This is a genomic window from Kribbella sp. CWNU-51 (assembly GCF_054073265.1).
The window spans coordinates 56309-68581 of record NZ_JBSXMZ010000006.1; the positions used below are offsets into that span (position 1 = coordinate 56309).

Below are 12273 nucleotides of genomic sequence, written 5' to 3' on the forward strand. Positions count from 1 at the left end.
AACGGGGTCGTCGGCTACCAGCGGCGGGGGAGCAGGGGATGTTGGCAGAGGAAGGCACCGACCGCGAGTTCCAGTGCGGGATAGGAACCCCACAGGTCAGGCCGCCGCACCGAGATCACGTGCCAGCCGAGCGCGTCCAGCTCGGTGCGGCGAGTTTCGTCGCGGTGTTGCTGTTTTGCAGTCGAATGCCACTGGTCGCTGTCGTATTCGAGCCCCAGGCGGCGGCCATCCACAGCGCGGTCGGGGTAGCCGAGGTCTAGGCGGTAGGTGCGGGACGGGCCGTCTACGCGGATCTGAAGGTCCGGGCGGCCGAAGCCGGCATCCAGTAGGCGCAACCGCAGCCAGGACTCGGCGGGGGAGGCCGCGCGGTGGTCAGCGTGGCGGAGGATCTGGTGAGCCTGGGTGTTGCCGTCCTCGGGGAAGTAGGCCGCTGAGGCGGTTCTGAGTTCTTCGAGGGTGACCACGCGGGAGTGGAGCAGCGCGTCGACTGCCGACAGTGCGAACGGGCGCTCGAGGTGCGTCGCGAGTTCGATAGCTGTCGCGGCCGGGGACGTGACCTTCAGGCCGCGGAGCTCGACGGTTTGCCGGGGTTGGAAGGTCCACTGCGGACGCAGGGTCGGGTCGGGGCTGAGAGCAGTCGTATCGATCCCGTGGAGCCATGCAGCAGCCCGACCACACACCACGGCCTCTGGCGGGACAACCAGGCGCAGCGCGTCGGCCCGAAGGTCGGGTGAGTCGAGTACGCGGATGTCGACGTACACGCCCCGGATGATTTGGCGGATCTCACCGCGGGCCAGCAGCCAGTGGAGTTTGCGGCCGACCTGGTGGGCACGGAAGGGGATTCCACAGAAGTAGTACGGGAGTTCGGCAGGAAGCATCCCAGCAGGATGATCGATATCCGCCTAAGGCTGCTGGGGGTTATCCACAGGGTTAGCTGAAGTCGGTGAGGGCGTTTTGGGCTTGGGTGAGCCATTCGCGGCGGGCGGCGATGGCTTCGCGGGCCTCGGTGGCCTTACGGGCGTTGCCTTGGGACTCGGCCTTGGCGGCCTGCTTCTCCAGGTCGGCGATGAGGGACTGGAGTTGCTTGACCGTGGCCTCGGCGCGGGCGCGGGCCTCGGGGTTGCTGCGGTTCCAGACCTCGTCCTCGGCGGCTTTCACGGCCTGCTCCACGGCGCGCAGGCGGGAGTCGATGGCGCGCATCGAGTCGCGCGGGACCTTGCCGATCTGGTCCCAGCGGTCCAGCAGCTCGCGGAGCTGCTCACGGGCGACCTTGGCGTCCTCGACCGGCAGGATGGCCTCGATCTCGACCAGGAGCGTCTCCTTGGCCTGGAGGTTCTCCACCTGCTCGGCGTTCTCCTCCGCCTGTACGGCGTCCCGCGCGCCGAAGAACGTGTCCTGGGCGGCCCGAAAGCGCGCCCACAGCTTGTCGTCCACCTCGCGTGGCGCCGGGCCGGCGGCCTTCCACTGCCGCATCAGGTCCCGGAAGCGGCCCGACGTCGGACCCCAGTCGGACGACGACGCGAGCGTCTCCGCCTCAGCCGCCAGCCGCTCCTTCACCACTGCGGCCTCCTCACGCTTGGAGGACAGCTCGGCGAAGTGCTGCTTACGGTGCCGGGTGTATGTCGTCCGCGCCGAGGAGAACCGGTGCCACAGCTCGTCGTCGCTGGACTTGTCGAGCCGGGGGAGTGCCTTCCACTCGTCGAGCAGTTCGCGCAGCCGGGTCACGCCGTGCCGCCAGTCGGTGCCGGCGGCGATGGTCTCAGCCTCGGTGGCGATCTTGGTCTTGGCGGAGCGTGCCTCCTCGACCTTCGCGGCCCGCTCGGCCTTGCGCTTCTCGCGCTGCTGGGCGACCAGCGGGGTGAGCGCCTCCAGCCGGGACCGCAGGCCGTCGAGGTCGCCGACCGCCTGCGCCTCGTCGATCGAGCTGGTCACCTTCTTCACCGCGGCTCGCGCGTCGTCCGGCGACACCGTGCCCGCCTGGACCCGCTGCTCCAGCAGCTCCACCTCGAACGCCAGCGCGTCGTACCGGCGGGTGTAGAAGGCGAGGGCCTCCTCGGGGTTCGCGTCCGGCCACTGGCCGACCGCCCGCTCACCGTCCTTGGTCCGTACGAAGACCGTTCCGTCCTCAGCTACCCGGCCCCAACTCTCTCCGGCCACAACTCGCCCCTTCCGGCGGTATGCACTGCGCTCGTGCCCATTCTGGTCAGTCCCCGGTCCATCCGCGCGAACAGGGTCCGCCTGGGCGCGTCGGGCGCTGTCCCGACGCTTATCCCTGAACAATCACAAACTCCCAGCCGTGACGCAACGGTGTTGCGTCACAATCCGGTTCGAACTCACCGCCCGCGCACCGGTAGCCTTGGGTGGTCCGGAACCGTTTCAGGAAGGTCTGTCGTGCTCATCGCCGGGTTCCCCGCGGGTTCGTGGGGTACGAACTGCTACGTCGTCGCCACCGGCCAGGGCGCGGAATGCATCGTCATCGACCCCGGTCAGGACGCGACCGCGGGCGTCGAAGAGGTCGTCCGGGAGAACAAGCTCAAACCCGTCGCCGTACTGCTCACCCACGGTCACATCGACCACATGTTTTCCGTACTCCCGGTCTGCGGGACGTACGACGCGACCGCCTGGATCCACCCGGACGACCGGCACCTGCTGTCGGACCCGATGGCCGGGCTCAGCCCGGAAACGGCGCGAATGCTGCTCGGGGGGAAGCACGAGTTCGCCGAGCCGGACGACGTCGCCGAGCTCACCGACGGCCGGAGCCTCGAGCTCGCCGGCCTGACCTTCACCGTCGACCACACCCCTGGCCACACCAGAGGGTCGGTCACGTTCACCACGCCGTACGACGGGCCGGAAGACGTGCCCGCGGTTCTTTTCTCCGGTGATGTGTTGTTCGCCGGGTCGATCGGCCGGACGGATCTGCCGGGGGGCGACCATCCGACGATGCTGCATACGTTGGCCACCAAGATCCTGCCGATGCGCGACGAGATCGTCGTCCTGCCGGGTCATGGTGGCCAGACCACGATCGGCCGGGAGAAGGCGACCAACCCCTACTTGCAGGACCTGGAGATTCAACCGATATGAGCAAGGCCAAATGATCAAACTCAGCCCGCTGAGTGGGTTCCCCGAGTTTTTGCCCGCAGACCGGATCGTCGAGCAGCGGTTCCTCGACGTGATCCGGGAGACCTTCGAACTGCACGGGTTCGCGTCGATCGAGACGCGAGCGGTGGAGCCGGTCGAGCGCTTGTCCAACCAGGGCGAGGACGCCGACAAGGAGATCTACGGCGTACGGCGCCTGGCCGCCGGAGCCGACGAGGACGCGGCGCTCGGGCTGCATTTCGACCTGACCGTGCCGTTCGCCCGCTACGTGCTGGAGCACAGCGGCAAGCTGGTCTTCCCGTTCCGCCGCTACCAGATCCAGAAGGTCTGGCGTGGTGAGCGCCCGCAGGAGGGCCGCTACCGCGAGTTCACCCAGGCCGACATCGACATCGTCGACAGCGGCGAGCTGCCGACGCACTACGAGGTCGAGCTCCCGCTGGTGATCGCGGACGCGTTGCGCAAGCTGCCGGTGCCGGAGTTCGTGATCAAGGTGAACAACCGCAAGATCCCCGAGGGGTTCTACCGCGGACTCGGCCTGGACGACGTGACCACGGTGCTGCGGATCGTCGACAAGATCGACAAGATCGGCCCGGAAAAGGTGGTCGAGCGCCTGATCGAGGCCGGCGCGACCGACAAGCAGGCTCGGCTTGCGGTGCAACTGGCCGACATCTCCAGCACGGACACGTCGTTCGCCGACCAGGTCCGCGCGCTCGGTGTCGAGCACCCCACGCTGGACGAGGGCCTCGAGCAGCTGAGCCAGGTGATGGCCGCGGCCGCCGAGCACGCGCCCGGTCTGCTGATGGCCGACCTGCGGATCGCCCGCGGCCTGGACTACTACACCGGCGCGGTCTACGAGATCTACCTGGTCGGCCAGGAGTCGTTCGGGTCGGTGGGTGGCGGTGGGCGGTACGACTCACTCGCCTCCGATGGCAAGACGACGTACCCGGGCGTCGGGATCTCGATCGGTGTGTCCCGGCTGGTGCACCGGCTGGTCAGCCAGGGGCTGCTCAAGGGCAGCCGCAGTACGCCGACCGCCGTGCTGGTCGCGTTGAACGCCGAGGAGGACCGGGCCGACGCGATGCGGACGGCCGCGCAGCTGCGGAGCCGGGGGATCCCGGTCGAGGTGGCGCCGGCGGCGGCGAAGTTCGGCAAGCAGATCCGGTTCGCGGACCGGCGTGGGATCCCGTTCGTGCTGTTCAGCACCGAGAACGGCCCTGAGATGAAGGACATCCGCAGCGGCGAGCAGGTGCCCGCCGACCCGGCCACCTGGACGCCTCCGGCGGCCGACGTACGACCTCAGATCGACACCCCTCAGGAGAACTCGTGATCCGTACCCATTCCGCAGGCTCGTTGCGCGCCGAGAACGCCGAGCAGACCGTGATCCTGGCGGGCTGGGTGGCGCGGCGGCGCGATCACGGCGGCGTGGCGTTCCTCGACCTGCGCGACTCCACCGGCACCGTCCAGGTCGTCATCCGCGACGAGGACGCCGCGCACGGCCTGCGCTCGGAGTACTGCCTGAAGGTCGTCGGCGTCGTCTCCCCGCGCCCCGAGGGCAACGCGAACCCGAACCTGCCGACCGGTGAGATCGAGGTCATCGCCGAAGAGGTCGAGGTGCTGAACGAGGCCGCCCCGCTGCCGTTCCCGGTCGAGGAGCACCACACGACCCCGGTGAACGAGGAGGTCCGGCTGAAGTACCGGTACCTCGACCTGCGCCGCCAGGGCCCCGGTTCGGCGCTCCGCCTGCGCAGCCAGGTGAACCGCGCGGCCCGGGAGGTGCTCGCGAACCACGACTTCGTCGAGATCGAGACGCCGACGCTGACCAAGTCGACGCCGGAAGGCGCGCGGGACTTCCTGGTCCCGGCCCGGCTGCAGCCCGGCTCGTGGTACGCGCTGCCGCAGTCGCCGCAGCTGTTCAAGCAGCTGCTGATGGTGGCCGGGATGGAGCGGTACTACCAGATCGCCCGCTGCTACCGCGACGAGGACTTCCGCGCCGACCGGCAGCCGGAGTTCACCCAGCTCGACATCGAGATGAGCTTCGTCGACCAGGACGACATCATCGCGCTGTCCGAGGAGATCCTGACCGCGCTGTGGAAGCTCGTCGGGTACGACGTGCAGACGCCGATCCCGCGGATGACGTACGCCGAGGCGATGGCGCGGTTCGGCAGCGACAAGCCGGATCTGCGGATGGGCCTCGAACTGGTGGAGTGCACGGAGTACTTCAAGAACACGCCGTTCCGGGTGTTCCAGGCGCCGTACGTCGGTGCCGTCGTGATGCCAGGTGGCGCCGACCAGCCGCGGAAGCAGCTGGACGCATGGCAGGACTGGGCCAAGCAGCGCGGTGCGCGTGGTCTGGCCTATGTCCTTGTCGGCCAGGACGGTGAGCTGGGCGGTCCGGTCGCGAAGAACCTGTCGGACGAAGAGCGCGCCGGAATCGCCGACCACGTCGGCGCGAAGCCGGGGGACTGCATCTTCTTCGCTGCCGGTCCGGTGAAGTCGTCGCGGGCGCTTCTCGGTGCGGCCCGGCTGGAGATCGGCCGCCGCGGCGGGCTGATCGACGAGTCGGCCTGGTCGTTCGTGTGGGTCGTCGACGCGCCGCTGTTCGAGCCGGCCGACGAGGCGACCGCCGCCGGTGACGTCGCGGTGGGGTCCGGCGCGTGGACCGCCGTACACCATGCCTTCACCTCGCCGAAGCCGGATTCGCTGGAGACGTTCGACACCGATCCGGGTTCGGCCCTGGCGTACGCGTACGACATCGTCTGCAACGGCAACGAGATCGGTGGCGGGTCGATCCGTATCCACCGCGAGGACGTGCAGAAGCGGGTCTTCAAGGTGATGGGTCTGACCGACGAGGAGGCGACCGAGAAGTTCGGGTTCCTGCTCGACGCGTTCAAGTTCGGCGCGCCGCCGCACGGCGGGATCGCGTTCGGCTGGGACCGGATCACCGCACTGCTGGCCGGCACCGAGTCGATCCGCGACGTGATCGCCTTCCCGAAGTCCGGCGGCGGGTTGGACCCGCTGACCGGCGCGCCGGCGCCGATCACGCCGGAGCAGCGCAAGGAGGCCGGCGTCGACGCCAAGCCCGAGAAGAAGGACGACGCCAAGCAGTAGCGCTCATGACGGTTGGGCCGGTTGCGCTCGTACCCAGGTCTTGTCGGGCGTGAGGGGAGCTCCAAGCTTTCGGCACCCGCCGAAAGTCCGTTCTGGGCCTAGGCTCGGAGGGTGGCGATCGTCGTACCGGTGGGGCTGCTGGGGCATCTGCGGCGTGCGCGGGATGTTGCTGATCGCAACTATGCGGAGCCGCTCGACCTGGCCGGGCTGGCGGCGGCTGCTGGGGTGTCGAAGTACCACTTCCTGCGATGCTTCGCGGCCGAGTACGGCGAGACGCCGATGCAGTACGTCACCCGGCGGCGGATCGAGCGCGCGACTGATCTGTTGCGGGCGACGAACCTGACCGTGACCGAGGTGTGTGGGCTGGTCGGGTACAGCAGTCTGGGGTCGTTCTCGCAGCGCTTCACCGAGCTCGTCGGGATGACGCCGACCGAGTACCAGCGGACGCAGACCGGCGCGCGGATCCCGGGTTGCTTCGTGTTCATGCTCGGGCTGAACTCCGCAATTCCGGAGAAGCAACCAGGGGTGGCTGCCGCCTACCGTCGTACTCACGACGACCAAGAGGAGGAGCCGTGATCACCAACGTCAGCCTGGTGACCGTCTATGTGAACGACATCGACGAGGCGAAGGCGTTCTACACCGACAAGCTCGGGTTCGTGCTGGGGGAGGACATCACCCTCAGCGAGGACTTCCGCTGGTGCACGGTGCACCAGGCCGACCATCCCGAGCTGGAACTGGCGCTGATGCTGCCCGGCCCGCCTCTCGACGAGGAGTCGGCCGGCTGGATCCAGCGGATCATGGCGAAAGGCTCGATGCACGGTGTCGGCCTCGCCACCGACGACTGCCACAAGACGTTCGCCGACCTGGTCGCCAAGGGGGTCGAGTACATCCAGGAGCCGGCCGATCGCCCGTACGGCGTGGAGGCGGTACTGCGCGACAACTCGGGCAACTGGCTGGTCCTGGTCGAACAGAAGCCCTACACCGCGGAAGACTTCGCCTGAACCCGGCCGGCTGAATTCCCCCGGGGCCGCCGATCCGGCATGGTGAGCGGATGGACATTTCGGTGGATCCGGTGGGGATCACGCCGCCGTACGAACAGGTGCGTGCGCAGATCGAGGCGTTGATCCGGGCCGGCGAGCTGGCGCGGGGGACACGGCTGCCGACAGTTCGCCAACTGTCGCTGGATCTGGGGCTGGCGGTGAACACGGTCGCGCGGGCCTACAAGGAGCTCGAGGCCGACCGGCTGGTCGAGACGCGCGGGCGCAACGGCACGTTTGTACTGGCGTCCCGCAGCCAGGTCGACGACGAGGAGACCCGCGCGGCGGCAACCGCCCTAGCCCGAGCCGCCCGCCAGGCCGGCCTCAGCCTGGCCGAGACCACCGAGATCCTGAAGCGGGCCTGGTAGAGAACTACTGGGTCTGGCGGCGGAGTTGGGCCAGGATCACCGGGTCGAGCTTGCCGGGGACCAGGCGCTCTTCGAAGTTCTCCGTGCCGGCCCAGGTGTCGATTGCCTCGGCGAGGCTGGTGGCGGCGGGGTAGCCGAGGGACTCCAGTCTGGCGGCTACCTCGGTGGCCAGTTCTCCTTCAAGTGGCAGCAAGGTCGCTGGGTCGGGCTTGCCGAAGTACAGGTCGTGGAGGTCGAGCAGGCGGCCGAGTTCGTCGATGGGTGCGCGGTGATCGTCGGCGCGTAGGTCGATGGCGCTGTCGAGCACCCCGCCGTACGCCGCCCCTTCGCGCCACACGCGCAGCGCCGCACTCTGGCGGCCACGGCGGTCTCCACCGGCGTGGTCACCGGCTGCTAGCGCCGCCAGCAGCCGTCGCTCGAACGTCTCACCGACAGACGCCTTCCAGGCGTCCGCCATGGCAGCCACCACATGCGGACCGGCCAGGATGTTGCCCTGGATCGCAAACCCGTCACCGGCCTGGCCGCCCGCCCAGTCCAGGCATGATCCGCCCGTGAAGGTCGCGCCCTGCCCCTGGGCGTCGACGGTGCCAACCTGCCGGTGCTCGCGATCGTCGTCGGCGTTCGTCAGTTTCGCCACCACTTGATCAGCCGGAAGACCGTCGGCCAGCAGATCGAGGCCGCTTGGTCCGTACGAAAGGTTCGCCGCGGCCTGGGTAGCGACAGCGCCGGCACCGGCCCGTCCCCAGGGCACCACCGCGCCCACCGCCAGAAACTTCGATGCGACCGCGATACCCCACGAGCCGGAAGCCGGATCAAACGCCACGATCGAGAAGGTCATCGCACTCTCCAGTCAGTTGGACCGAACACATATTGCCTGGCACCAGTCGCCTGCCGGCTCGTAGTCTGCGGTGCCGCCGCCTGGTGTGCACAGGTGGGAGGAAGGAAGCCGACATGACTCTGTCCGGAAACGATTCCAAATTGCCTTGGCCGACGTTGTAGTGAGCTATGTACACAGCGTCGCGACGTTGCTAATCTCCCGGCTGATTTGACATCGATGTCAACCTCAGGGAGTGGTCACGATGGTCTCGAGACGTGCGTTCCTGGCGGGCAGTGGCGCGGTGACGGCGGGTGGGTTCGGGTTGCTTCCGGGCCTCACCGCCAGCGCGAACGCCGCCGATCTCACGACCGGAAGCGGCTCCCGGCTCCTGCCGGTGTTCAACCGCCCGAAACACCTGGACTACGGCGACGTCAGCAAGCTCAGCGGTGGCGATCAGACCCTGCTGACAACGTTGCAAGGCGTCGTCAATCGCACTCAGCCCGAGCTGTACTTCCTCTACGACACGGGCACCATGAGTACGCCGGACGCCAAGTGGCTGGCCGACATGCACTTGCCCACCAAGCTGTACGCGAACCCGCTGGACCTGGTCGCCAAGTACCGCAGCCGGATCCGCGGTGCGATCGTGCACGACCCCGACGTACCCGACTCGCTCAACGTCGCGACCACCTTGGCCGGCTTGGAGAACGCGGTCGTCGCCGACGCCGATCAGGCCAAGGCGCACGGGCTGCGGATCGTGAAGGACCTGCGCGGGATGTTCGACGCCGACCGCGTGAAGACCTATCGGTGGCAGCTCGACAACCTGTTCCCGCGGGTCACCCACCAACTGCTCGCCGGCCTCCCGCCGACCATGGTCGTCAACGTCGAGAACGTGGTCTGGCAGGAGATCGCGCGCGAGACCCGGCAGATCCGGGACTCGTCGAACCGCGGCACCTACGACCTGGACGTCTCAGCCAAGCTCGGCAAGGAGGCCGTGTATGTCCGGTTCGCCGACTCGTTCGGCGACGACGGCTGGGGTGCCTCGGTGCTCTCGGTATCGATCAAGGCGAACGGCACCGAGATCGCCCACTTCGCCCCGAACACGCCCGAGGAGGCGCCCTACCTGTTCGACGGCTCGCACTCGTCGATCGGTGGTGAGGGCAACCGGTTCGCCGACGGCGGCAACTACTGGATCTACCGCATCGCGCCGCCCGCGGGTACGACGTCGCTGGTCGTGACCGTGGAGATGTGGAACCAGTACCTGATCGCGGCCACCGACACCGCACCGACCCGGATCGAGCCGTTCCCGTACTTCCGCGACTACGTGGTGGCCACCAAAGCCCTGGTGAGCTGGCTACCGCCGGGCGGCGAGACCGGGGACCTGCTCATCGAGCACTACGCCAAGTACCCGCCGCTGGCGCCGTACATGGGCTGGTTCGCCAACGACGTCTCCGGTGAGTGGGACGGCGTCGACCTCGCCTCGAAGGGTGGTTCGCCGGTGATCGCGGCCGACTTCTACATGAACGGGACCGTCCACGCCGGGTTCACGGCGCCGATCTCGGACAAGGTCCGGCCGGTACGGCGGATCACCAAGCCGAAGAACAAGGTCTACGTGACGCTGACCTTCGGCGAGGGCGACAACATCCAGTACTGCCAGCGCCGGATGCGCGACATCTGGGACGACCCGAAACGCGGCGAGGCGCTGGCCAACTGGACGATCAGCCCGCTGCTTGCGGAGACCGGGCCGGGGCTGTTCAGCTACTTCCAGCGGACCGCGACGGCCAATGACCTGCTGGTCTGTGGTCCTTCCGGTGGGGGCTACACCTATCCCGGCTCCTGGCCTGCCGACCAGTTGACGTCGTACCTGAAGATGTCCGGCGACTTCATGCGCCGCACCGGGATGGATCAGGTCTACGCGTACAACAACCGCCAGAACGGCCAGTGGGTGCCGTTCCCGGAGGAGATCGCCAAGGGGTACGCCGACCACACCCCGGTGAAGGGGATCATCCAGTCGTGGGACGGCGACCCACTGCTGGTCCGGCGCGGCGGACTGCCGGTCATCGGGATCTGGGGCGCACCCGGCAAGGCTGCCGAGTACAAGGCCGCGCTCGATGCGAAGATCGCGAACTGGGACGGTGCGGGCCCGCTCTTCATCGCGGGCGGGATCGGTGCCTGGTCGTGGACACCGTCCGACATGGCCGAACTCGCGCCGATGCTCGGTGATCCCTACGAGCTGGTGCTGGCGAACACTTTCTTCGACCTACTCAATCGCGTGCTGTAGAAGGCGAAAGCGGTCGCCCGGTGGGGGAACCGGGCGACCGCGAGGTGGGGGCTTACCAGTGGTGCGCGACGTCGATCACGAGGCGCGTCTCGAAGCCCGGCCCGGCGAGCGTGAAGACACGGAACGGGAGCCGGGCGCGGACGCCGAGGCCGATCGTCGTCTGGCCCTCGAAGCTGCCGGCGGACGCGACCTGGCGGAACGTGCTGTAGCCGGCGACGTTCGTCAGCTCCTTCGGGTTCTTCGGCCGGTACGTCGTCGTGCCGGCCGAGCTGTACGACGGGGCGCGAACGACGATCTGCAGTTTCGCGCCACCCCGGAGCGGGACCAGGAAGCCGGCGCCGTCGGTGTAGACGTTCTTGACGTAGCGAACGTCGTACCCAGCGGCTGGGCCGTCCACGGTGACGACGAGCCGGTCGAAGCAGGCGTGCCGGCCGGTGCGGACGCTGGTGACCGGTGCCGGCGTCATCCGGCTGTTTGCCTCGGGCAACGATCCCCAGCCGCTCGGGCAGGAGGCGGCGGCGACCGTGGTGGTCGAGGCGGTACGGGGTGCGGTGGATGATCCGGTGAAGGCCGGCGCGGCGAACGCGGCGGCCGGGACTGCCATCACCGCGAGTGCGGCGAGGATCGTCTTGGGTGTGATGTGGTGGATGTTCATGATGGTGTTCCCCCTTGTATGGACAACTACTTGGACGACACCAGTTGCCAACTGGTTTACTTTCGAGCCTGGTGATTTCTGGTAGTCGATCGGGCACGATGTGCGGATGACGCCTGACGAGTTGCTCGAGGTGTTCCACCGCCGGATCCGGCTGCCGGACGCCGATGCCATCCCCGGCTGGAAGCAGGAGCACGACGGCCTGGTTCATCGCTCGTACGACGACGGGCCCGACGGCGCCGGGTTCGTCGAGACGCCGCGCGGTCTGGGCGACGACCCGGACGCGGTGATCGCGGACCAGGTGGCGTTCTTCCGTGACCGTGGCCTGCCGTTCGAGTGGAAGACGTACGCGTACGACGAACCCCCCGACCTCGGTGAGCGCCTGGTCCGGGCCGGGTTCAGCCGGGAGGAGCCGGAGACGCTCATCCTCGGCGAGGTGGACCGGATCCTGGAGCGGCCGTCGGCCTTGCCGTCGAAGGTGCGGTTGCGGGAGGTCGACGGACCGCAGGACTACCACCGGATCGGCGTACTCACCGACACGTTGTGGCACGACGGGCTGGATCGGATCGTGGAGCGGCTGGCGGCCGAGGCGCGGATGTTCCCCGACCGGTTGTCGGTGTTCCTGGTCGAAGACGCGCTGAAGGGGGCGGACGGGCCGGCGGTGTCGGCCGCGTGGGTCCGGTTCCACCCCGGGACCGGGTTCGCCAGCCTGTGGGGTGGCGGGACGTTGCCGGAGTGGCGGCGGCAGGGGTTGTACAGCGCGCTGCTGGTGCACCGGGCCCGGCTGGCGAAGGAGCGTGGATACGAGTTCCTCCGTGTGGACGCGTCCGAGGACTCCCGCCCCATCCTGCAGAAGCTGGGTCTGTACGGTGTCACGACCACCACGCCGTACGAGTGGACACCGTGACCTGACGCGC

The 12273-nt window shown here is 68.4% G+C and carries 12 protein-coding genes; 8 read left to right on the plus strand and 4 right to left on the minus strand.

Annotated elements, in window-relative coordinates; genetic code table 11:
• Positions 1–14: 14 nt before the first annotated feature.
• Complete coding sequence (locus ACXC9Q_RS08115; RefSeq protein ID WP_457055858.1) at positions 15–878, minus strand: hypothetical protein; 864 nt, start codon at positions 876–878, stop codon at positions 15–17.
• 52 nt (positions 879–930) lie between these two features.
• Positions 931–2157 carry a DUF349 domain-containing protein gene (locus ACXC9Q_RS08120; protein ID WP_457055859.1) on the minus strand — a complete coding sequence of 409 codons (1227 nt, stop codon included), beginning with the start codon at positions 2155–2157 and terminating at the stop codon, positions 931–933.
• 234 nt (positions 2158–2391) lie between these two features.
• On the opposite strand from ACXC9Q_RS08120, the gene ACXC9Q_RS08125 reads away from it, so the two are divergent.
• From ACXC9Q_RS08125 to ACXC9Q_RS08150, 6 genes are all read left to right on the plus strand, one after another.
• Positions 2392–3081 carry an MBL fold metallo-hydrolase gene (locus tag ACXC9Q_RS08125; protein ID WP_457055860.1) on the plus strand — a complete coding sequence of 230 codons (690 nt, stop codon included), beginning with the start codon at positions 2392–2394 and terminating at the stop codon, positions 3079–3081.
• A 10-nt stretch (positions 3082–3091) separates the two neighbouring features.
• Positions 3092–4423 carry a histidine--tRNA ligase gene (gene hisS, locus ACXC9Q_RS08130; protein WP_457055861.1) on the plus strand — a complete coding sequence of 444 codons (1332 nt, stop codon included), beginning with the start codon at positions 3092–3094 and terminating at the stop codon, positions 4421–4423.
• Positions 4420–6204 (plus strand): aspartate--tRNA ligase, encoded by a 1785-nt coding sequence (aspS, locus tag ACXC9Q_RS08135; RefSeq protein ID WP_457055862.1) that lies wholly within the window; start codon positions 4420–4422, stop codon positions 6202–6204. The genes hisS and aspS overlap by 4 nt, the downstream gene beginning before the upstream one ends.
• 111 nt (positions 6205–6315) lie before the next feature.
• Positions 6316–6780 carry a helix-turn-helix transcriptional regulator gene (locus tag ACXC9Q_RS08140; protein ID WP_457055863.1) on the plus strand — a complete coding sequence of 155 codons (465 nt, stop codon included), beginning with the start codon at positions 6316–6318 and terminating at the stop codon, positions 6778–6780.
• Positions 6777–7205: a VOC family protein gene (locus ACXC9Q_RS08145; protein WP_457055864.1), complete on the plus strand. Its 429-nt coding sequence runs from the start codon at positions 6777–6779 to the stop codon at positions 7203–7205. The genes ACXC9Q_RS08140 and ACXC9Q_RS08145 overlap by 4 nt, the downstream gene beginning before the upstream one ends.
• Positions 7206–7255: 50 nt before the next feature.
• Positions 7256–7609 (plus strand): GntR family transcriptional regulator, encoded by a 354-nt coding sequence (locus ACXC9Q_RS08150; protein WP_457055865.1) that lies wholly within the window; start codon positions 7256–7258, stop codon positions 7607–7609.
• Positions 7610–7613: 4 nt separating this feature from the next.
• Here ACXC9Q_RS08150 and ACXC9Q_RS08155 read toward each other — a convergent pair whose 3' ends face one another.
• Positions 7614–8447 carry a DUF1028 domain-containing protein gene (locus ACXC9Q_RS08155; protein ID WP_457055866.1) on the minus strand — a complete coding sequence of 278 codons (834 nt, stop codon included), beginning with the start codon at positions 8445–8447 and terminating at the stop codon, positions 7614–7616.
• A gap of 241 nt (positions 8448–8688) precedes the next feature.
• On the opposite strand from ACXC9Q_RS08155, the gene ACXC9Q_RS08160 reads away from it, so the two are divergent.
• A complete protein-coding gene (locus ACXC9Q_RS08160) occupies positions 8689–10704 on the plus strand; it encodes a GxGYxYP domain-containing protein (RefSeq protein ID WP_457055867.1) in 2016 nt (671 codons plus the stop codon).
• 52 nt (positions 10705–10756) lie between these two features.
• Here the strand turns inward: ACXC9Q_RS08160 and ACXC9Q_RS08165 are convergent, their stop codons facing one another.
• On the minus strand, positions 10757–11359 hold the full coding sequence (locus ACXC9Q_RS08165; protein WP_457055868.1) for an AMIN-like domain-containing (lipo)protein: 603 nt from the start codon (positions 11357–11359) through the stop codon (positions 10757–10759).
• A gap of 106 nt (positions 11360–11465) precedes the next feature.
• Between ACXC9Q_RS08165 and ACXC9Q_RS08170 the strand changes: the two genes are divergently transcribed.
• Entirely contained in the window at positions 11466–12263 is a 798-nt protein-coding gene (locus tag ACXC9Q_RS08170) for a GNAT family N-acetyltransferase (RefSeq protein ID WP_457055869.1), read from the plus strand.
• Positions 12264–12273: the final 10 nt, after the last annotated feature.